This window comes from Nitrospira sp., from assembly GCA_016788885.1.
Lineage (GTDB): Bacteria > Nitrospirota > Nitrospiria > Nitrospirales > Nitrospiraceae > Nitrospira_A.
Genome location: JAEURX010000047.1, coordinates 42611 through 62353, shown reverse-complemented (window position 1 = coordinate 62353; position 19743 = coordinate 42611). Strand labels below are relative to the sequence as shown.

The 19743-nt window shown below is 57.6% G+C and carries 23 protein-coding genes and 1 tRNA gene; 10 read left to right on the top strand and 14 right to left on the bottom strand.

Features of this window, described 5'->3' with window-relative positions:
* On the bottom strand, window positions 1-125 hold a 125-nt coding region (locus JNL86_12790; protein MBL8043785.1), incomplete at its 3' end, for a transposase.
* Window positions 126-410: 285 nt separating this feature from the next.
* On the opposite strand from JNL86_12790, the gene JNL86_12785 reads away from it, so the two are divergent.
* On the top strand, window positions 411-776 hold the full coding sequence (locus JNL86_12785) for a PilZ domain-containing protein (GenBank protein ID MBL8043784.1): 366 nt from the start codon (window positions 411-413) through the stop codon (window positions 774-776).
* Window positions 777-829: 53 nt separating this feature from the next.
* A complete protein-coding gene (locus tag JNL86_12780; protein MBL8043783.1) occupies window positions 830-1171 on the top strand; it encodes a PilZ domain-containing protein in 342 nt (113 codons plus the stop codon).
* Here the strand turns inward: JNL86_12780 and JNL86_12775 are convergent.
* The 4 genes from JNL86_12775 to JNL86_12760 form a co-directional block, all read right to left on the bottom strand.
* Complete coding sequence (locus JNL86_12775) at window positions 1168-2583, bottom strand: sigma-54-dependent Fis family transcriptional regulator (protein ID MBL8043782.1); 1416 nt, start codon at window positions 2581-2583, stop codon at window positions 1168-1170. The genes JNL86_12780 and JNL86_12775 overlap by 4 nt on opposite strands.
* A gap of 8 nt (window positions 2584-2591) precedes the next feature.
* Window positions 2592-3209 (bottom strand): hypothetical protein, encoded by a 618-nt coding sequence (locus JNL86_12770; protein ID MBL8043781.1) that lies wholly within the window; start codon window positions 3207-3209, stop codon window positions 2592-2594.
* A 152-nt stretch (window positions 3210-3361) separates the two neighbouring features.
* Entirely contained in the window at window positions 3362-4834 is a 1473-nt protein-coding gene (locus tag JNL86_12765; protein ID MBL8043780.1) for a HAMP domain-containing histidine kinase, read from the bottom strand.
* A gap of 142 nt (window positions 4835-4976) precedes the next feature.
* Window positions 4977-5795, bottom strand: coding sequence for a hypothetical protein (locus JNL86_12760; protein ID MBL8043779.1), 819 nt, complete (start codon window positions 5793-5795; stop codon window positions 4977-4979).
* Between the two features lie 230 nt (window positions 5796-6025).
* Here JNL86_12760 and clpB point away from each other — a divergent pair, with 230 nt between their 5' ends.
* Window positions 6026-8635, top strand: coding sequence for an ATP-dependent chaperone ClpB (clpB, locus tag JNL86_12755; protein MBL8043778.1), 2610 nt, complete (start codon window positions 6026-6028; stop codon window positions 8633-8635).
* A gap of 22 nt (window positions 8636-8657) precedes the next feature.
* Here clpB and JNL86_12750 read toward each other — a convergent pair whose 3' ends face one another.
* Genes JNL86_12750 through JNL86_12740 form a run of 3 tightly spaced genes read right to left on the bottom strand, consistent with a single transcriptional unit; the run spans window position 8658 to window position 10881 of the window.
* Window positions 8658-9083 (bottom strand): hypothetical protein, encoded by a 426-nt coding sequence (locus JNL86_12750; GenBank protein MBL8043777.1) that lies wholly within the window; start codon window positions 9081-9083, stop codon window positions 8658-8660.
* Between the two features lie 41 nt (window positions 9084-9124).
* Entirely contained in the window at window positions 9125-9355 is a 231-nt protein-coding gene (locus tag JNL86_12745; protein ID MBL8043776.1) for a hypothetical protein, read from the bottom strand.
* Window positions 9352-10881 (bottom strand): YifB family Mg chelatase-like AAA ATPase, encoded by a 1530-nt coding sequence (locus JNL86_12740; protein ID MBL8043775.1) that lies wholly within the window; start codon window positions 10879-10881, stop codon window positions 9352-9354. Before JNL86_12740 ends, JNL86_12745 begins: the two co-directional genes overlap by 4 nt.
* Before the next feature lie 222 nt (window positions 10882-11103).
* On the opposite strand from JNL86_12740, the gene JNL86_12735 reads away from it, so the two are divergent.
* Together JNL86_12735 and JNL86_12730 are read left to right on the top strand one after the other, a co-directional pair.
* Window positions 11104-11748 (top strand): hypothetical protein, encoded by a 645-nt coding sequence (locus JNL86_12735; protein MBL8043774.1) that lies wholly within the window; start codon window positions 11104-11106, stop codon window positions 11746-11748.
* A gap of 71 nt (window positions 11749-11819) precedes the next feature.
* Window positions 11820-12056 (top strand): Lrp/AsnC ligand binding domain-containing protein, encoded by a 237-nt coding sequence (locus JNL86_12730; GenBank protein MBL8043773.1) that lies wholly within the window; start codon window positions 11820-11822, stop codon window positions 12054-12056.
* A 1-nt stretch (window position 12057) separates the two neighbouring features.
* Here JNL86_12730 and JNL86_12725 read toward each other — a convergent pair whose 3' ends face one another.
* Window positions 12058-13047, bottom strand: coding sequence for a Gfo/Idh/MocA family oxidoreductase (locus JNL86_12725; GenBank protein ID MBL8043772.1), 990 nt, complete (start codon window positions 13045-13047; stop codon window positions 12058-12060).
* Between the two features lie 151 nt (window positions 13048-13198).
* Between JNL86_12725 and JNL86_12720 the strand changes: the two genes are divergently transcribed.
* Together JNL86_12720 and JNL86_12715 are read left to right on the top strand one after the other, a co-directional pair.
* A complete protein-coding gene (locus tag JNL86_12720) occupies window positions 13199-13990 on the top strand; it encodes a dienelactone hydrolase family protein (protein ID MBL8043771.1) in 792 nt (263 codons plus the stop codon).
* 48 nt (window positions 13991-14038) lie between these two features.
* Entirely contained in the window at window positions 14039-15016 is a 978-nt protein-coding gene (locus JNL86_12715) for a hypothetical protein (GenBank protein MBL8043770.1), read from the top strand.
* Here the strand turns inward: JNL86_12715 and JNL86_12710 are convergent.
* Complete coding sequence (locus tag JNL86_12710) at window positions 15010-15405, bottom strand: DUF423 domain-containing protein (protein MBL8043769.1); 396 nt, start codon at window positions 15403-15405, stop codon at window positions 15010-15012. The two genes, JNL86_12715 and JNL86_12710, sit on opposite strands and share 7 nt — an antisense overlap.
* A gap of 65 nt (window positions 15406-15470) precedes the next feature.
* On the opposite strand from JNL86_12710, the gene JNL86_12705 reads away from it, so the two are divergent.
* Window positions 15471-16037, top strand: a complete 567-nt coding sequence (locus JNL86_12705; protein MBL8043768.1) for a hypothetical protein — start codon at window positions 15471-15473, stop codon at window positions 16035-16037.
* Window positions 16038-16144: 107 nt separating this feature from the next.
* On the opposite strand, the gene JNL86_12700 is transcribed toward JNL86_12705, so the two are convergent.
* Window positions 16145-16648, bottom strand: a complete 504-nt coding sequence (locus JNL86_12700; protein ID MBL8043767.1) for a hypothetical protein — start codon at window positions 16646-16648, stop codon at window positions 16145-16147.
* A gap of 432 nt (window positions 16649-17080) precedes the next feature.
* Here JNL86_12700 and JNL86_12695 point away from each other — a divergent pair, with 432 nt between their 5' ends.
* The gene (locus tag JNL86_12695) at window positions 17081-17425 is read left to right on the top strand and encodes a hypothetical protein (protein MBL8043766.1); all 345 of its coding nucleotides are present in this window, start codon (window positions 17081-17083) and stop codon (window positions 17423-17425) included.
* A gap of 221 nt (window positions 17426-17646) precedes the next feature.
* Here JNL86_12695 and JNL86_12690 read toward each other — a convergent pair.
* A tRNA-Leu gene (locus tag JNL86_12690) sits at window positions 17647-17735 on the bottom strand.
* Between the two features lie 153 nt (window positions 17736-17888).
* Window positions 17889-18140: a YtxH domain-containing protein gene (locus tag JNL86_12685; GenBank protein MBL8043765.1), complete on the bottom strand. Its 252-nt coding sequence runs from the start codon at window positions 18138-18140 to the stop codon at window positions 17889-17891.
* Window positions 18141-18467: 327 nt separating this feature from the next.
* On the opposite strand from JNL86_12685, the gene JNL86_12680 reads away from it, so the two are divergent.
* On the top strand, window positions 18468-19301 hold the full coding sequence (locus JNL86_12680; protein MBL8043764.1) for a prolipoprotein diacylglyceryl transferase: 834 nt from the start codon (window positions 18468-18470) through the stop codon (window positions 19299-19301).
* 28 nt (window positions 19302-19329) lie between these two features.
* Here JNL86_12680 and JNL86_12675 read toward each other — a convergent pair whose 3' ends face one another.
* Window positions 19330-19734 carry a tetratricopeptide repeat protein gene (locus JNL86_12675; protein ID MBL8043763.1) on the bottom strand — a complete coding sequence of 135 codons (405 nt, stop codon included), beginning with the start codon at window positions 19732-19734 and terminating at the stop codon, window positions 19330-19332.
* Window positions 19735-19743 lie beyond the last annotated feature (9 nt).

Sequence of the window (19743 nt, the reverse complement as noted above, 5' to 3'; positions counted from 1 at the left end):
CACACGTAGAATGTTTGCTCGCTAATGCCCACCGTACGACAGATTTCTGCGACCGTCGTGCCACTCTCGGCCTGGCGCAAGGCGGCCAGAATTTGCTCTTCCGTATGCCCTCGTCGTCGTGCCATCGTCGGGTCCTCCTTGTGGTAAAGAAGACCACGCCGCCGGCCATTTCCTCAAGCTCCCCCTGGGCTACTTTTCGGGTTTTGGGTCACCCATAGCGGCTTTGATTTTTCAATCGTCAAATAGCCTTATATAACCCGATACTTCGAATCATCCAGTTCCGTAAATTTCTTCCCACCAAAGGGTTAACAATTCTGGGGACTAGGCCTCAACGCCACCTTAGAATATAGTTTGATTCAACAGCGCAGCTACATGCCCAGAGGCCCTGAGCGAAGCAGGAAGGAGGCATCATGCAGAGCAGATATAGTCAGCGTGTGGCGATGAATTGTTCAGTGATGTTTGCGGGTGAGAATATCGTCGGGGAAGGGCGAATTCTAGACCTTTCACTCCCAGGCTGCCTTCTCGAAAGCCCTAAGAAAATGACCGTGGGGGAGTACATTCAACTGAGGCTGTTTCTCCCAGACCACGCCACACCGCTGCATGTGGCTCTTGCAGCCGTCAGATGGGTCGATGGTTGTAGACTTGGGGTGGAGTTTATTCGCACGTCTCAGGAAGAGCAACGCCGTCTAGAACAGTTAGTGAAGAAGCATCCCATCCTACATCAGGCACCTCGCTGGAGCGAACGCGTTCTTCTTCTCGGCGCCACTGGCAGGTAATCAATCGGGTAGAGTGACCGGCATCTAGGTTGGATTTCGCAGGAGTGCCGCACATGGCTAATCATTTTAAGTTGCGCACCTATCAGCGGGTCCTGCTGTGCAGTTCCTGTTACTATCTTTCGGAAGATTTTCTGGGAAAGGGTATCGTTTGGGACATTTCGCCGGGAGGCTGGCGCATTCAAGGCGACCATCAGGTCAGATTAGGGATGAAGGTCACACTGCGGCTGGATCATCCAGAAGATAAAAAACCGTTGGAGATTGAAGAAGCGGTCGTACAGTGGGTCAGCGGAAAGAATTTCGGAGTTCGAATAACGAAGATACGCCATTCGGCAAGCAGACGGCTAACACGCCTCGTTGGCCGCCATCTTCACGCAGGCTCTCACATGCAGGGCTAGGCGTCTTTTACCTCCTCCTCTTCATTCTCAATCCCGGTTGAGTCAAAGTCATGGCGCTCTTTCAGCATAGAAGGGTGCAACCCATACTTCTTTAACATTTTATAAAAATCAGCCCGATACCTCCCCGCAAATTGAGCAGCTCGTGAAATGTTCCCACCCGTCATCTGCAACACATTGCGCAAATAGGAACGTTCAAATTCTTCTTTGGCCTCAGTCAAAGGCTTGAGGCCAATGTCTGTCGATACACCGACTGAGGGGAGCAATTCGGGCACTATCATGTCTTGCCGAGACATCACCACCGCTTTCTCAACTACATTTTCAAGTTCCCGCACGTTTCCCGGCCATGGATAGGCAATGAGTCGATGCATGGCCGCAGTGGTAAACCCACGCACATCCTTATTGGCACGTTTAGCACTGTGTATTAAAAAATGCTGAGCAAGCAACGGAATATCATCTTTTCGTTCTCGCAAGGGCGGGATGGCTAACGGAACAACGGATATTCGGTAGTACAGGTCGTGGCGAAAGGTTCCTGCTTTCACGCATTCTGCCAAGTCTTTGTTGGTCGCCGTAATAATTCGCACATCGACCTTCGTCGCATAACCCGCCCCTACTTCGCGCACCTCCCGCTCCTGCACCGCTCTCAGCAACTTGACCTGCATAGGAAGCGACATTTCTGCGATCTCGTCGAGAAACAGCGTGCCGCCATTCGCACTTTGAAAGAGGCCCTGTTTTGCAGTCACAGCATTCGTAAATGCTCCTCGAATGTGTCCGAACAACTCACTTTCGAAAAGACTCTCACTGACCGCCGCACAATTCAGAGCCACGAAAGGTCCCTTTGAGCGTCGGCTGTTGGCATGCAGCACTCGCGCAAGCACCTCTTTGCCAGTTCCAGTTTCGCCGGTGAGAAGGATAGTGGCATCAGAATCGGCGATCTGAGCAACCTGCTGAAATAAGCGTTGCATCGCCGGACTTCTCGCAATGACGTTTTCTAAGCCGTACAGTTCTTTGACTAACGACTTCAATCGTTGAATCTCACGGGTCATTCGCAACTGGATCAGTGCCTTGTCGATGGTCGCCTTTAATTCCTTATCATCAAACGGTTTGGTCAAATACCCAAAGGCGCCCCGCTGCATCGCCTCCACGGCATTCGGTATGCTGCCATGGGCCGTAAGAATAATGACCGGCAAGCCCGGTTGAATGCGGAGCAGCTCTTCGGTCAGTGCCAGCCCATCTTCTGCTCTCAACCGCAGATCGGTCACCGCAATATCAAACGTCTCCTGCCGCGCAGCCGCCAAGGCGTCCTGCCCATTCGTGCAGGGTGTTACTGAGAACCTCAGCGCTGAAAGACGCATCCTCAACAGGTGCAGGAGACCTTCGTCATCATCCACAACAAGAATGCGTTCTTGCTCCATAACGGTCCCTAGGGTTTGACCTGCTCCGACTGCTGGGGAGGCAGAAGATTGGACGGTGGTTTAATCGGGCGAGTTTTTCCTCGCATCTCCTGATCGATACGCTTCAACGCTTCCAACTGACTCGTCAGCTCTTCTATTTTCCGATCGCGATCAGTAACCTGCCGCTGGAGATTCTGAAGCATAGTCGGATCGACCGACATTCGATGAGACTCTCGCCTGGAATTAAACAGCTCTGCCTTCCGCTCCTGATCCTGCAACTCACGTTGCATCGCCTCAAGTGACTGCGCCTCGCTGTCCTGCAACGCCCGCAGCTGTTGAATGGTCAGTTCCCGATCAAGGAGGTCACGAACAGTTCTCTCAATCGTCTGAGAGAGAACACTCTGCGTCTGAGCTATAGCCGGTCCATTCATCACCGATCGCAACCACGACGGATCGGAAGGCAGTTCGCCGGTCCGAAGCAACTGCAACCATAGGCGACTCGAGACGGCCATCTGACTTTTCGGCGCGACAGCGATGACCTTTTCGAAGTATTGAATAGCCGTCTCTCGACTTTCATACAAAGAGGCCAACGCGCGGGTGAAGAATACATGATCACAGGTATTTTTACTAGCACATTTGGCGGCCACCTGAGGATCCTTACGTATAAGGACCTGTGAGAGTTTTCCATCTCCCCCTTCCCCTGGGAAATACGGACTGTGCAGAGAGGGCGGAGGAACGGTACTACACGCCGACAGAGTGCCGAGCAATAGCAGGATTCCTTTGTCGCGCAAACTTCGCACTAGACCAACATCCCAGGTTTCGTCAGGCACAGGATAAACCGCACGGTTGTTCCTTTTCCCACTTCACTTTCCACCCAAATTCGTCCACCATGGGCTTCCACAACCTTTTTCGCAAGAGCCAACCCCAGTCCGCTTCCCACCGACGCATGCCTCGTCTTTGTGCGGCCCTGATAAAACCGCTCAAAGATATGCGGGACTTCCTCTGCCGGTATGCCGGGGCCCGAATCCGACACATCGACATGGAGCAAGCCTTCCTCGCGCTGCGGGGTCATTTGTAATTTGACGGCTGCTCCCTCAGGGCTGTACTTCAACGCATTTGACAGCACGTTGTCGAGCACTTGTTCGATACGGGTGCTATCGGCCCTGACCCAATAACGTTCTACGGGGGCCTCCACCAGCAGTTGAACCTGCTTGGCATCCGCGAGCAGGCGGATTTTATTGAGAGAAATATCGGCCACTCGGCGTAGATCCGTCGGCACAAACCGGTATTCCATCATGCCGGATTCGATCTTCGACAGATCCAGAATGGTCGAGATGAGGTACATCAATCGCCGGCTACTGTCCGACATGATGCGAAGCGTCGTTCGTTGATCTTGCGTCAATGGGCCGGGAATCTCGTCAAGTAACAGATGGGTTCCCTCCTGGATCGATGCCATCGGGGTTCGAAGTTCATGCGAGACGTGAGCGAGAAATTCGCTTTTAATGTCGTCTAGTTGTTGAAGCCTCGCGCCCATCCATTTGACGGTATCGCCCAACTCCCGCAGTTCTCGTGGCGCCTGACCATCCAAGGTCGCGCGAAAATTCCCCTGCCCCATTTCCTGAATCGTGGCCTGCAAACGGCGTAACGGGCGAAGAATGTTGTAACTTGCGACCGCGGCCATACCGAGACCGAACAGAAGCGCGACCAGCACCAAATTTCTCGTAAGCGACTCTGCATGAGCCGCGCTGGCATGGGAGGCTTTCACACCAACGGCGATGCGCGCTTCGTGCAGACCGATATAGTGCTGAAGTGCCGCGGTCATCTTTGCCGTCAGCGTATCCCGCCGTGCATCATACCCGGCAGCCGCCTGCGCTGACTGTCCCTTTGGCTCTGCAAGCTGAGCCTGAAAAAGAGCCAAATGGCTCTGTTGTATCAGTTCCACATCCCTCAACAGACGCGTCTCCGACTCCGATGCCTCCTGGGCCAAGAGCCCCTGTAAGACCAGTTGAAACTCTTTGCTCTCCCCATCGAAGTGCTCCAGAAACGTCGATGCCGGTACCGCTACATACTTCTTCTCGCTTTGTACCTGTTCGTACAACGATGCCAGTAACCGCTTCGCCGAATCGATTTCTGGGTGATGATGAGAAGCAACTTCGGTATTTAACCCTGCCAGCGTCCGGATCTGGAGCAACGCATAGACGTTCACCGCGGTCATGACGGCAATAATCACCAGGTATGTCAGAATCAGCCGCCAAAAGATCGAGAGGCGCACGATGTGAGCCCTTCCCGTCAATCATGCGAGTCCAGGCATTCAGGAGTGTAGGTCTAGCCATACACCACTTCAGCCATCCCCTCAACAAGTTCTCCAAATTGTGCAGAACGCCGAGGGAGACTTCGGACGAAGGAAGCATCTCCTATCGAGCAGAGTCAGAGAATTGCGACTGATACAGCCGTTGCCGCCTCGATGTGGACGACAGGGCGGCGAACAAGTGCCCGCGGAACAGAAGCATCGAAACCATCAACGGCGGGGTCAACAGCAGCGCCACCAGACCGGTGAGGCTGGCGGAAATTCCAAGATCGGTTAACCAGGCGCTCAGCACGGTAAAAGGAACAAAGACCAGTTGAATGAAATCGAGACCGGCGCCTCTGCCCAGCTGACTGGAAAGTTTAAAGAAAAGCGAGAGCCCCAAGGGAGCCAACACCAACGCCATCGGCAGGAACCACTCAATCCAATTGTCGATCACGAAATCATAACTTCGCTTCAGGACATCGAGTGGGGAATCGTGCCTGGTGAGATAAATGACTTCCGGCGCGGGGTTCAACAGGATGAATACGAGCAGCAGACAGGCGGTCACCAAAAACTGGCTGTCTGGGTTTGCACGCAAACTCGTATCCAACAACATCGTAGGAATCCAGAGGACAAACCCCACGCTGATGACATCCCAAAAATAATGCCCCATGCTCTCCAACACGTCACTGAAGGTGATGGTCCGCATCCCCTTGATAGCCTGTTCAATCAGACTCAACGTGGCTCCGATCAGCAGGGCATTGACGGCGCCAAGCAGGAAGCCGCCGAGCATGCCAAGCGGACGGGCGATTTGATGCGCCAACAACATCAGCATGGTGAAGACCACCACGGAAAGAATGACCAACCAGCCACGAACCAGGGATCGGCCTGTGGCGTGAAACGCGTCCCGATAGAGCTGCAGGGTAGAAGTTACGATCGTCAACATGGCTTAGACATCGCAGGAGAAGTGATTATGGAAGCAATCCCGGGAGGGCTCCAGACCCCACATGGACGCGGACAATAAGCCGTATTCCATCGACAGGTCAAGTCGATAGGCCCTCGTGAGGGCGGCTCACATCGAACGGGATTAGCCATCATGCCACTATTGACTTGGCCCTGGGTATGATTATGTTCTCCCAATAGAGAGAGAGACTTACCCACCCAGGAGTTCGCCATATGGACATGAACCGGATGACCGTCAAGCTACAAGAAGCCCTGCAGAGTGCCTCAGCGCTTGCCGTGCGGCGGGGACATCAAGGAATTGATGTCGAACACCTGCTCATGGCGCTGTTGGAGCAGGACCGAGGGGTCGCCAGTTCTTTATTTGAGCAGGCCGGTGTCTCCCCTGCTGCCGTCCGGCAAGCTGCGGAGCAGGCGTTGGCAAAAGTGCCGCAAGTTCAAGGGCCAGGCGCAGCTCCCGGGCAAATACATCTTACCTCACGATTAGGATCGCTCCTCACGAAAGCCGAAGACCACATGAAGGAGTTGCGGGACGACTTCATGAGTGTGGAACACGTCGTCCTGGCCATGGTGGAAGAGGGCGGCGTGTTCCGTCGGCTGAATCTGACACGCGAGCGCCTGCTCACCGCGCTCCAGCAAGTCCGAGGGAACCAGCGAGTGACCAGTCAGGATCCGGAGGGCACCTATCAGGCATTGGAGAAATATGGTCGGGACCTGACGAAGCTCGCCGGGCAGGGAAAGCTGGATCCGGTCATTGGGCGCGATGACGAAATTCGCCGCACCATTCAAATTCTCTCCCGTCGCACGAAGAATAATCCGGTGCTCATCGGCGAGCCGGGCGTCGGCAAAACGGCCATCGTCGAAGGGTTAGCGCAACGCATCGTGAAGGGCGATGTGCCGGAAGGGCTCAAGCAGAAGCGTGTAGTCGTGCTGGACATGGGAGCCTTGGTGGCCGGCGCCAAGTTCCGTGGCGAATTCGAGGAGCGATTGAAGGCGGTACTCAAGGAAATCCAGGCGGCGCAGGGCCAGGTCCTGCTTTTTATCGACGAACTCCATACGGTCGTGGGAGCCGGAGCTGCGGAAGGCGCAATGGATGCGGCGAATCTTCTCAAGCCGATGTTGGCAAGAGGTGAAATGCATCTGATCGGCGCCACCACGCTTGATGAATATCGCAAACACATCGAGAAAGACGCGGCCCTGGAGCGCCGATTCCAGACCGTCCTCGTCGATCAGCCAAGCGTCGAGGATACCATCTCGATATTGCGCGGCCTCAAAGAACGGTACGAGGTGCATCACGGAGTGCGCATCAAGGACGCCGCGCTGGTGGCGGCAGCAAAACTCTCGAACCGTTATATTGGCGACCGCTTTCTCCCCGACAAGGCCATCGACCTAGTCGACGAGTCCGCTGCGCGCCTCCGGACGGAGATCGACAGCCTGCCCGCCGAACTCGACGAAGTGTCACGCAAGGTGCTGCAATTGGAAATCGAGCGCGAAGCGCTCAAAAAGGAAACCGACGCAGGGAGCAAAGCTCGGCTGCAGTCTATCGAAAAGGAACTAGCGGAAAAAAATAGAGATCTTCAGGCGCTGAAAACGCGCTGGGAATCCGAAAAAAACTCAGTCAGCAAGCTTCGCAAAATCCGTCAGCAGATTGAAGAGGTCAAGCAACATATCGACCGATCCGAGCGAGCCTACGACCTCAACAAGGTGGCAGAATTGCGGTATGGCGAACTGCCGAGGCTGGAACGGGAATTGGAACTGGAGCAGCAATCGCTCGGCAAAAAGCAAAATGAGACCCGACTGCTGAAGGAAGAAGTGGACGAAGAAGATATTGCAGCGGTCGTCAGTCGATGGACCGGCATCCCCGTCACCCGTCTCGTTGAAGGAGAAATGGAAAAACTTCTCAAACTCGACGAACTCCTACACCTCCGCGTCGTGGGACAGGAGCAGGCCGTGACGGCCGTGGCCGATGCCGTCGTGAGGGCACGCTCCGGCATCAAGGACCCGAATCGACCGATCGGCTCATTCTTATTCCTTGGCCCCACCGGCGTCGGAAAAACTGAACTGGCCCGTGCACTGTCCGTGACCCTGTTCGACGACGAATCGAACCTGATCCGGATCGACATGTCCGAGTACATGGAGAAACACACGGTTGCCCGTCTCATCGGCGCACCTCCCGGATATGTGGGCTACGAAGAAGGGGGCCAGTTGACCGAGGCTGTCCGTCGACATCCGTTCTCGGTCATCCTGTTCGATGAGATCGAAAAGGCGCATCACGACGTCTTCAACATCCTCTTACAGGTCCTCGATGATGGACGGCTGACCGACTCACAAGGGCGTACCGTGGACTTTAAGAACACGGTGCTGATCATGACCTCGAACATCGGCAGTCAGCATATTCTGGAGGCACAACAGGCTGGAGCCACGTACGACGCCATGAAGGCGCAAGTGACGGGCGAGTTGCGCATGCACTTCCGGCCCGAGTTTCTGAATCGAGTGGATGAAATCGTGGTGTTCCACGCGCTGGGGCACGAACATCTGACGAAGATCGTGGAAATCCAGCTGGAACGGTTGCGGGCCCGATTGCTGGAACGGCGGATCACGCTGACGGTGACTCCAGATGCCCTCCAGAATCTCGGTCGCCGCGGCTATGATCCGGTCTACGGAGCAAGACCGCTGAAGCGGCTTATCCAGCAGGAGATCGAAACACCGATGGCACGTCAGCTGATCAAGGGTGAGTTACGGGATGGAGATACGGCGGTGGTTGATCTGAAAGACGGGCAGATTGTGATCGTGCCGACGGTCGCACCACAAACAGTCTCGCAGTAAGGCGAAGGCAGCGTGAGGGCGGCTATCCGAGGAACACCGCCCCACCCTTCGTATCCGTCTCTTTCCCGCTGAATCGCTTTTTATCAATGCGCCACTCGCTTTGCGACACGTCCAGGCGGTGGCCCTTGATGGTATGGAATGACCCTCGGCTGAACACGACCCGATTACCGTCTGTCAGTTCCAAGGCGAACACGACCGTCCCCGACTCTTCATGTTTCAGGGATACGCTGGTCGGGCTCTTGGCCAGTTGATAGGCGCGACGTTCGTTGAAGGTGAGATTGCTGTCCACAACCTTGGCCATCATCCGCCCGACTTCGTCGAAGAGGGCAAAATTCACGAGCAACGCCCGAGAGGGTTCTTTGATGGCGACTTCAAATTGCGGAACTCCTTCGATATCGATGATCCCGTTGGAGTTCCGATACAAATTCGACCCAACCTCAATATCCATACTCACCACCCCTTATGCTGCACGACATCCGACGACGCCGGTCAGGCCTTCTTGATACGATCGAGAATCAATGCGATACACCCGCCGAGTAACCCGCCACCCAAGATCGTCGTCAGAAACTCGACCAACTTGAGTTCCCAGACCGATCCCTGCGCCTGCATCGCCTCACGCATCCCCCCTTGAAGCAGAATCACGGCTAACGCCATGGTGGCACCGACGATAAACCACCAGGCAAACACACGGGCCGTATGAATAACGGGAGATTCCTTCACAACTCCACTCGACGATCGAAACTTCGATATTGAATGGCTTCGGCCAGATGCACCGGACCGATACTATCAGACTCGGCCAAGTCGGCAATAGTCCTGGCCACCCGCAGGATACGCCCGTGCGCCCGAGCCGAAAACCCCAGGCGAGCCATGGCCTGCTCCAGCAGGTCCCGTCCCTGAGGATCCAGTGCACAATACTGCTTCAGGTGGCGCGGTTTCAATTGCGCATTCGTGTACATCCCGTCGCCCCGGTACCGCTCCGCTTGTCGAGCCCTAGCCGCCACCACCCTCGCCCGGATGGTTTCCGACGAGTCGGTCGGCACTGTGTCATCCCCTAATGCGCGGATGGGCACTGCCGGGACTTCGATTTGAAGATCAAGCCGATCCAGGAGCGGACCGGATAGTCTCCCCCGATAGCGTCGTACCTGCGTGACACTGCAGACACAGTCTCTGGCGCGATCGCCATAGTACCCGCAGGGACAGGGATTCATCGCAGCCACCAACATAAACCGGGCTGGAAACCGCAAGGATCCACTGGCACGCGTCACAGTGACATGGCCATCTTCCAGCGGCTGCCTCAACGCATCAAGGGTTGAGCGACCGAATTCGCCGGCCTCATCCAGAAACAGCACGCCGTTGTGTGCCAGAGACACCTCACCGGGACGCGGCAACGAGCCGCCGCCGATGAGACCGGCCTCGGAAATGCTGTGGTGCGGAGCACGGAACGGTCGGCGCCGAAGCAGCGGCTGGTCTTGGGCCAGCTGCCCGACGACGCTGTGGATGCGACTGGTCTCCAGCGCCTCGTCTTGCCTCAATAGCGGCAAGATGCCCGGCAGGCGTCGGGCCAACATCGTTTTCCCTGAACCAGGAGGCCCTATCATCAAGAGGTTATGGCCTCCAGCCGCCGCCACCTCCAAGGCTCGTTTCGCATGGGCCTGCCCCTTCACATCGGCAAAGTCCTCTTCCTCGGCCCGCGCAGAACCCGCTGCCCGCTCCGAGGAGGAGGCTTGCGGAGCAATCGTCTGCACTCCGCGCAAAAACTCCACAGCCTGGGGGAGCGTATGAATCGGGAACACCTCGGTGCCATCGGCCAGCGCTGCTTCTTCGGCATTGTCGGCTGATATCAACATACGATGCCGTTGCCGGCAGACGACACCAATTGACAGGGCACCCGGTACAGGCTTGGCACGGCCATCCAGCGACAACTCCCCCACGAACACATAGCCCTTCACGGCCTCAGACGGAATGATGTCTTCAGCCACCAGAATACCCAGGGCAATCGCAAGATCGAGGCCGGCACCTTCTTTTTTGATGTTGGCGGGGGCGAGATTGACCGTGACTTTTTTGACGGGAAAATGAAACCCGCTGTTCTTGAGGGCCGCCCGCACACGATCACGACTCTCACGCACGGTGGCATCGGGAAGCCCGACGATGGAGAACTGAGGCAGCCCGGCGGAAATGTCGACTTCGACGTCCACCAGATGCGCATCGACTCCCACAATCGCAGCACTCAACACATTGGCCAGCACAAGTCCCCCCGAACGCCGTCGTTCGCATCACGTGTCAACCGAGAGTCAACTACCCGAAAACCGGCTCCAGTCGCGCGATTATAGGCAGTCACTCCGCACGAATTCAATCGCGCGCCCCTGCGCCCTTGGCCCCATTGTCACGCGGTAGCGTGCCCTGCACCGCTTCTGTATAATGCCCTCATGCCGACCCCACGTGATCATCGGTACGGTTCTCCCGCTTGCATGAACAGGGTCACGTCGTCGGAACTTCCCGTATGTCGCTCGCCAGGCCGCACGCTCCACCTGCAGCTCACGCTTGTGCTGTTCGCCCTCAGTGGGCTCTTCGCTCTTGAAGCCTGGGGTCCCCCCCTGACGACCAGCCAGGCTCTCCCCCTGCACACCGTCGTCCAATCCAGCCGCACGTCGTCGGTGTATATCGGCTCGGTCATGGCTATGCTGGCGACGTTTGAAGACGCCGGAATTCTTCCACCGGAAGGGACCCCGCAGGCAAACCGAATCATCAAAGCCGTCATTCAATTCCAATCCGCCTTCCTCAAGAGCGAGCATCCAGCCATCCGGCAGTTTTTTAGGGATGCGCATCGAGCCACGCTCGGTGACCATGCGGAAGAGGTTGAGGCAGCCTTCCGTCTCGCCGGCTGGTCGGCAGACACGTTCGAAGCTGTGATTGCGGCCGGACAACAGAATAATGCCTGGATCGCCGACGGTATCAGCGAGGGATTCCGGGAATTCAATATCGGGAAACAGGATTTCGATCTGCTGGCGGAACTCTACCGCCAAAGCAACAGCGCATTTTCCACCAAGGGCACCACCTTCCAGCAGGTCTATGCTCAACGCCGTCGGGAGATGCCGGGGGCCAAAGTCGACTAGCCTGCACTCACGGCAACAATCGTCACCCACAACACTCACACGGTTCACGACCCGTATCCCAAGGAGGCAACATGGCAACCAAAGCGTACATTCTGATTAAGGTCAAGGCGGGCAAGGGAAAGTCGGTGCTCGGAGCACTCAAGGGTATTGCCGGCGTCGAACAAATTCACGCCTGTTTCGGGCAACCGGATATTTTCGTGTTTATCAATGTGGCGGATGAACGGTCACTGTCCGACGTCGTCATCACGCGCATTCACGCGATCGACGGCGTGGAGGAAACCGATACCCACATTGTCGCGGAAACCTAGCTTACCGATAGTCCACTCGAACCGCCTGTCCACCCTGGCGGGCCGACGCATAACAGGCTTCGGCAATTTCAACCGCACGCTTGCCGTCTTCGATCGACACCGGAGGCGGTAGGCCGTCGCGGATGGCACGCACGAAGGCCTGTAACGTGCTCAACACCGTCGGCTCCATCCTGGTCGGCCAGTCTCCGGCACCGTGCCGGGATGAGACCTGAGTGACTCGCTGCCCGCACCAGTCGGCCGAAAGCTGCCCCTCGGCGCCGACGAGTTCGATTCGCCCAACCCGTCCTGACGTCACGCGCGACACATCCAATAGGCAACGCAGGCCCCGCTCCGTAGTCAGGCGCCCGAGCACCCTCCGCTCCGCTCCATCCGGAGGAACCACGTCCATCTCACACGAGACGGTGTGGATGTTCTCTCCCGTCAGCAGCCGCACCAGGTCAAGCAAATGGATCCCCGTCTCGAGCAAACAACCTCGACCGCCGAACCCACGGGCCTCTTCGCTCATGCCGTGTGGTTCCATGCGGCTGGCCAGGCTGAGGTATTGAGGCAGGCCGACCTGAGCCTGCCGCTGGCGCAAGGTCTGCACCGCGGCATCGAATCGCAACGTCTGGGCCGTCATCATGACCTGTCCGCAGGCACGCGCCGCCTGCGCGATCACTCGCGCGTCGTCCGCCGTCGTCGCCAACGGTTTTTCCACGAGCAAGGCCTTCTTTGCCCGGGCGACCGCGACACAAATCTCTCGATTCAGTGCCGGAGGGGTCACCACTACGACGGCCTCCACCAAGGGATCGGCAATCAAGTCATGATAGTCAGCGTAACAGGGCACCGCAGGAGCAACGGCCAGCCCGCTCCCCACTCCAGTACGACGCCGGCAGACAGCGACCAGACGTGTGTCAGGCAGATCCTGAACGAGGTGTTTGGCATAGCGGGTGCCATGATGGCCGAGCCCGATCAGCCCGATTCCGAGCGGAGAACGTACATCCGGTGACATGGTTGCCGCGCACTCTACCGACCTCGCCATCAGCGGTCAAGGCGGCCCGTCACCGCTTCCCGCCTCGATTGACATTGCCCAAATCCGCTCCCTATAGTACCGAACGACCATCGTCGGACGCGCGATCACACGAGAAAGGACCGTATTACCCATGACGACGCAGACCGCCCCCTTTTCGCTGGATCAAATCGGAACTGGTACGGCTCGCTTCCCGAGCGGAATGGCGATTCCGACGCCGACGGATGCAATGGTTGATCCATACATCCGCACGCGGGTAAGCAAAGACGTCCACGTCGAGTGTATTCAGTTCTGGCCGCAAGATAAGGTTTCCTACCCCGGAATCGTTCTCCTGCACGACTGGTGGGGACTGAACTCTCAGATCACGGCCCTGGGGGCTCGCTTGGCCTGCGAAGGGTATGGCGTCATCATTCCGAAGTTATACGGCCGGCTCGGAGGCATGGTCACGGCCAATGCCGAAGTGGCGGAGGCCTTAGCGGCCAAATGCAACGACAAGCTCCTCCTGCAGGACATCAACACCTGTTGCGAATACCTCAATACGACCGAACGCATCAAACGGAACGTTCACGCCGTCGTTGGGTTCGGCCTTGGCGCATCCCTGGCCATCCAGTTCGCCTGCCAACGCAAGCGCCTGCGCGCAGCCGTGGCGTACTATGGGAAGGTGACGGCGCCCGACCAACTGACCAACATGATGAGCCCGCTGCTGTATCACCAAGCTGAACAGGATACGTGGGCGACCCAGCAGGACGTGGATCTTCTCCGCGCGGCCGCGGGTCAAGGGAAACGCATCGAGATCAAGACCTACGCCGGTACCACCCATGCGTTCTGCGACGAAACCAGGCAGGGAGGCTACAATGCCGACGCCACCGCGCAAGCCTGGGACGCCACTGTGGCATTCCTCAAAACCTCGTTCCAGGGAGCCTAACCGCCACTACGCCACTCGCACCGTCCAATGGAGAAAGCCCCCTCAGTCATGCCGAATCATGCCGTGTGTAGCCTGCTTCTCGCCTGCGCGCTGACCACCCTGTTCTCTGCTCCAGTCGCCGCCCAAGCTGAAGAGCCGACACCACCACCAACTCAGCCGACACTGACGAACCGCCTGCCGGCATTCCATGAGGTGGCGAAAGCCAATGCCGCTCAATTGGCGGCGCTGCCCGCACAGGGCGAGACACTCGGATTGTTCAAGACGGCCATCGGCCCGCAGTTGGGGTTGCAGGACGCAGCCATGACCGTCGGGGCCAAGGGGCTCACCCCGACGATGAGCCGGGAATTGCTGATTACGGATCTCACACGTTCGGCCAATGATCTGGTTCGTGCGCTCGCCGCCTGGCAATTGGCGTACGCAACCAAAGATCTGGGGCCGACCTCCGGGAGCGAGCAACGACAGGCACTCCAACACCAGGTCGACGCTCAGATGGCGTGGCTCACCGAAGGCACCCCGCTTGAATCATCACTCCGACCAATCCCGACACTCATCAACGAGCCACTGACTGAAGACACGGCCGCCCAACTCGGCGGAGCCGCAGCCCGCATCGAGACCTGGGCGATCGAAACCGCGCATCGCGAATGGTTTCGCATCTACAATTGGAAGGATCAGGTCCGACAACAACGCGGCCTCACACGACTCTGCGGCACCTGGCAATGGTCGATTCACAATCATCAAAATCATCGTGAAGAGAAAACCTCCGTGATCTTTGCGCCTCCGGGAGCGGTGTCCTCGAACAGTCCCGCGGAAATTACGGTCCTCGGCGACAGCGTTTATCTGCGATGGGAAACCCGAGCCGGAGTACAGGAAGACAGTCTGCTCTTTTCGGCGGAGGGACAGCGATTGGAAGGCACGTTCGTCAATACGGCGGGGGGATGGGGATCGATCACCGGGAAACGTACGGCGAGTTGCTTCAACGACGGAGCAGGAAAGGCACCGGTATCACCACGACGTCAGCATCACTGATCGCGACCGGCTCGCCAGGCGGTAAGCGCAACGCAGATCCATCCGCTGATAAACGAGACCCCGCCCAACGGAGTCAACGCCCCCATCCACTTGATCCCGGCCAGTGCGACGAGATACAAGCTTCCACTGAACAAGACAATGCCGGTGCACAACAACCAGCCGGCCTTGATCGCCAACGGATGTTCCGTTTCTCGCCAGACCCAGGCTACGACAAACAAGCCGAGAGCATGATACATTTGATACCGTGCCGCCGTTTCATAGACGGCCAACATCGACGGATCGAGAATCGACTTGAGCGCATGCGCCCCGAATGCCCCGGCGGCAACGGATGTGGCGGCGAAGAGCGCGCCGAGAGACGCGAAACGCAACGGGCGCGGTGAACCAGGCATAGGGCCCTCCTGAAAACCATGATCAAGAACTGAGCGCGCGATTCTACCATGAGTGTCGTGGCAAAATGAGTGCACCTATCCCGCTGGAATGTCCGCGCTGCCTGCTGGCGAATCCCCATGCCGCACAGTATTGCGAATGCGGGTACGATTTCACTCCGCACTTTCAAGGCTTCCCGCTCAAATCCGTCGGCGATGCCACCCCTAAGAAGCGGATGTTTTCCGACGAAATGGGTCGCGGCAGTTTCGTGCTTGGAATCCTCCTGATCTGGCTGGCGCTTTCAGTTGGAGAGTTGTATCGCATCCGCATCGAACTGCCGCGACGCCCCAAGATGGAACTGGGTCTCAGCAGCCTGATGGTTGGCCTGACGGACCTGGCCGCAGCCCTGGTCGTAGGTGCCATCGGCTGGGCCTGTGTGTGGATCATGCTGGCCATGCAGAGCAAGCGCGATGGCAGTCTCTGTCCGAAGCGCACCACCTTCGTCGTCACCCTGGTGGCCTCCGGCATTCTCTTCGTCACCCGGACGATCGACCCGAGCGTGCTCGTGCAGCACGTCATGCAGACACTGTTCGTCCTCGCTATCGCGATTGCATCCTATTATGCCGGGTGTCGAAACTGGTTGGGAAAATGGTGACCGTCCTGCGAGGGAGAGCCGCAGAAAATGCCTGAGAGTGAAAAGAAGCCAACCGGGAGGAACGGTAGCCTGACACTCACAGTGCCTGCACGAGAGCCGAAAGCCCGTCAGGTACCGCAAAAGTAGATATAGAACTCGGCAAACTCTTCGGAGGGAAGTCCGAGATGAACCGGCTTTTTGATATTCCCGCACAACAGCGCCCACTCGGCCGCCATCTTCGCCAGCTGTTCCTCATTCACACCGTGTGTGCCCCACAAGTTGACGGATGCGGAACTGAGTACCACCGTGATCGTATGCGTGGACGGTCCGTAACTGAATTTGAACTCATGGCCCCCGCGGAACAAGGGAATGACTCCCTCCCGTGAGCGATACCCCCGATGCCCGCACACACTGCAGACCCAAGTCTCGAGTCCTGTGCGGAAGTGGTAGTCTCTCTCACTGACCGTGAGCAACCCGTCACATTGTTTGACAGGACAGCGCAAGAGCTGGCGGCCGTCTGAAGAGGAGGCCAGGGGAGGATGGCCCGATGTGCAAGCCGGTCCGATCGGCTTGCTGCCGCCTCCTGAGCCTTCATCCTGCTGCACAGACACCTCTGCGGCGCGTCGTACCATGTTTGGATCTCCCCCACCTGTCCATCACGGCTACAGCGCCATGGTTAACTATGGCAAGTATATCAGACCTCACCAGACACCTCGGCGCGTGAGCAGATCATCTCCCGCTGAGGCCATGCCTCCCGACCATAGGCGGGGTCGTGGCCTAACCTGTTGAGCACACAGAGAAAGCGGATCGTCCATCCAGGCGTGAGAAGACGCGTTGTGCGATCGCCCATAGAACGCTGAATGGCCGCGAATCTATCCGGCACATAGCGGTGGCTGAGGGCATTCAGGGAACACCGCCGCCAAACAGTCTTGGATTTTGCCATGCGTATCTCTTAAGATCGGCATGTGATGACGCATGTATCTGATTGAGCAAAAACTGAACCCAGAGAGACATCCCCTGGTTTGCCCCCAGGGCAAACGCGAAGCCTGAAAGGAACACGCATCGTGACAGACGACTACGCACGACGGAAAGTCCAGATCATTAAGGAGTTTCTCGAGACGGAATTTCAGTCTCCCTACATCGTTGAGGCGGTGGTGCCAAGAAGAGACCCATTGGCCGACACCAAATTCAAAGTCATTCTCAACCAGGTCGTCGAACGAACCCTGATTGTTTGCCCCGCCGTGATCATGGACAGCTATCCCACCCCGGATACCCTCAAGCAGGCGCTGCAGTCACACAACATCATCGACAAGGTGAAAGCGTCGACGGATTCGCGCATCTGTCATGAAGATTTGGGAACCGAGGATCAAAACTACATGAAGCCGATCCGGTCGGTGCGGGGGCTCTAACGCCAACCGAGCGGGGCGCACCTCTGTGCGCCTCACAATTCCCGCCTCCCTTCTCGCCCACAAGCGCTCCATCGGATCATCCCCTGCAGGCTCATTCGGCCGAGCAGCCCTGCCACGCCCCTTGCTGAAATCAGCCGCCGAAATGGATTCTGTGAGAAGGAGGAAGCGGCGTCAATGGGAAACGATCGTGGGGGCAGGAAGATCCTTTGACGCAGGCATTGTGGTGCGGGAGGCGGGACTTGAACCCGCACGCCATTGGTATGACACAGGATTTTAAGTCCTGGGTGTCTGCCGATTCCACCACTCCCGCAGAGGACAATGCGTCGCGGCGAAATCTAACACCCGGGTATCGGAGGGTCAAGCCGCAGGATCAAGATCTTCATGGCTATGCACCGGCCTGTCCGCTACGAGGACAGACCAGTGCTAGACATTGTATCCGGCCGGCTCCCCTTCTCACCTGCCGCTAAGCGGCTTCTTTGTGATCGTCTCTCTTCACCAGAGCTTTACTACGTTCCACCATGGTGGACACGCCGGTCTTAACGGAACGGCTGAAGCGGGTTGCCTGAAGCTGCGCTTTCTTGGCATATCGGGCGACATCGCGCCGCGTCTCCGCACCGGACTTCGGCGCCAACAGTACACCCAACGCCGCGCCCACCACCGCCCCGCCACCGATGATTGCTGCAATCTTGGCTGCTTCACGCCCCTTGGTAGACATCGTGACTTCCTCCCTCTCATACAACAAGGTTGATGGTTCACTGACTCGGCGAGTAGCTATCGTTATAGACAGCATCAATTGTGCCAGACCATGGTCACGGAAGTTTTGAGCCGGATTTGCAGGATTCGGTAAGGACAGGTTAAAGGCGCCTCATAAAGGGTGCTGTTTTGTGGACATCGAGAGGAGACAACCGTTTCAGAAAAGCGACAGGTACGCCTAAGGAAAACTCATGCCCACGGCTCAGGCCTTGTCCGGCGCGGGTTCGCGGCGTGCCTTGCAATGTCGATCACGCTCACATAAGATCGCGAAACTATGTGGAGTCCTTCTATGCTGCCTTGGTTGCACGCCATTCCCTATCCCGACATCGACCCCGTGTTTTTGCGTTTGGGCCCACTGCAGTTCCGCTGGTACGGCCTGATGTATCTGATTGGACTCACGCTGGCCTATTTCATCATTGGGGCGCGAGCCAAGGCACAACGATTACCGCTCGATAAGGATCACGTCTACGACATGATCGTGTACGCAGCGGTCGGAGTGTTCGCCGGCGGGCGATTAGGATATGTGCTCTTTTATAACCTCTCCTATTATCTGGAGAATCCCCTCAAGATCCTGGCCGTATGGGAAGGCGGCATGTCGTTCCACGGCGGATTGATCGGGACGATCGTCGCATTGATCTTATTCGCCAAACGCCAGGGCATGACGGTGCTGACCGTGGCTGATCTTGCCGCCGGTGTGACCCCGGTCGGTCTTGGGCTGGGGCGAATCGGCAACTTCATCAACGGTGAGCTATACGGTCGCCCCACGGACGTGGACTGGTGCATGGTCTTCCCCGCAGGCGGGATGGTGTGCCGACACCCTTCCCAGCTGTACGAAGCCTTCCTCGAAGGGCTCTTGCTGTTTACGGTGTTGTGGTGGATCACCCGCCGGCTTCCCCCGTCGGGAACCGTGTTTGGGGCGTTCCTGATGGGCTACGGAGTCTGCCGAATCGTGGTGGAGTTTTTTCGCGAACCAGACGCACAGATCGGTTTTCTCGTCGGTTCGATCTCGATGGGACAACTGCTGAGCATTCCGATGATCGTCGCGGGTGCGGTCATCCTGGCTATCGCATCCCAGCGCAAGCGGCCGCTTCAGACCGATTCCGGCTCCGCAGCCCCGCTCTAGGGTGACGCATCCCTACCCAAGCCGGAGACTACTTTGGATTGGCGTCCATCCAGGACTTCTTGTTCAACCCAAGCTCGCTGTCGTATTTCCGCAGGGGTGGAGCGTCCCAGATGACCTTGTTGCCGGGAGCCAAGTTCGCCGCAGCGACATAGTGTTTCCTGGCTTCGGCCTTCTCGCCCAATTTTTCCAACGTTAAGGCCAGATTGTAATGAGCCTCCGCCAACGATTGGTCGGCCTGGATCGTGTCCAGATAGACCTGCCTGGCCCCCGCCCAGTCCTCCTGCGCCAATAATCGATTTCCCTGCTCCAACTGCTGACTCACTGCCGCACTCGTACCAGCCGGTGCATGGAGTGGCCGCACCTCCGCCTTGCGTGGCCCAGCACAACCGATACAGGTAATGATCGTCACCGCTGCCAAAAGTATGCGCCGCATCTCCCCTCC

Bases quoted from the DNA above. Each gene is read 5' to 3' on its own strand.
- JNL86_12785 (MBL8043784.1), top strand. From the start codon at position 411: ATGCAGAGCAGATATAGTCAGCGTGTGGCGATGAATTGTTCAGTGATG.
- JNL86_12780 (MBL8043783.1), top strand. From the start codon at position 830: ATGGCTAATCATTTTAAGTTGCGCACCTATCAGCGGGTCCTGCTGTGC.
- JNL86_12775 (MBL8043782.1), bottom strand. From the start codon at position 2,583: ATGGAGCAAGAACGCATTCTTGTTGTGGATGATGACGAAGGTCTCCTG.
- JNL86_12760 (MBL8043779.1), bottom strand. From the start codon at position 5,795: ATGTTGACGATCGTAACTTCTACCCTGCAGCTCTATCGGGACGCGTTT.
- clpB (MBL8043778.1), top strand. From the start codon at position 6,026: ATGGACATGAACCGGATGACCGTCAAGCTACAAGAAGCCCTGCAGAGT.
- JNL86_12750 (MBL8043777.1), bottom strand. From the start codon at position 9,083: ATGGATATTGAGGTTGGGTCGAATTTGTATCGGAACTCCAACGGGATC.
- JNL86_12735 (MBL8043774.1), top strand. From the start codon at position 11,104: ATGAACAGGGTCACGTCGTCGGAACTTCCCGTATGTCGCTCGCCAGGC.
- JNL86_12730 (MBL8043773.1), top strand. From the start codon at position 11,820: ATGGCAACCAAAGCGTACATTCTGATTAAGGTCAAGGCGGGCAAGGGA.
- JNL86_12725 (MBL8043772.1), bottom strand. From the start codon at position 13,047: ATGTCACCGGATGTACGTTCTCCGCTCGGAATCGGGCTGATCGGGCTC.
- JNL86_12720 (MBL8043771.1), top strand. From the start codon at position 13,199: ATGACGACGCAGACCGCCCCCTTTTCGCTGGATCAAATCGGAACTGGT.
- JNL86_12715 (MBL8043770.1), top strand. From the start codon at position 14,039: ATGCCGAATCATGCCGTGTGTAGCCTGCTTCTCGCCTGCGCGCTGACC.
- JNL86_12710 (MBL8043769.1), bottom strand. From the start codon at position 15,405: ATGCCTGGTTCACCGCGCCCGTTGCGTTTCGCGTCTCTCGGCGCGCTC.
- JNL86_12705 (MBL8043768.1), top strand. From the start codon at position 15,471: ATGAGTGCACCTATCCCGCTGGAATGTCCGCGCTGCCTGCTGGCGAAT.
- JNL86_12700 (MBL8043767.1), bottom strand. From the start codon at position 16,648: ATGGTACGACGCGCCGCAGAGGTGTCTGTGCAGCAGGATGAAGGCTCA.
- JNL86_12685 (MBL8043765.1), bottom strand. From the start codon at position 18,140: ATGTCTACCAAGGGGCGTGAAGCAGCCAAGATTGCAGCAATCATCGGT.
- JNL86_12680 (MBL8043764.1), top strand. From the start codon at position 18,468: ATGCTGCCTTGGTTGCACGCCATTCCCTATCCCGACATCGACCCCGTG.
- JNL86_12675 (MBL8043763.1), bottom strand. From the start codon at position 19,734: ATGCGGCGCATACTTTTGGCAGCGGTGACGATCATTACCTGTATCGGT.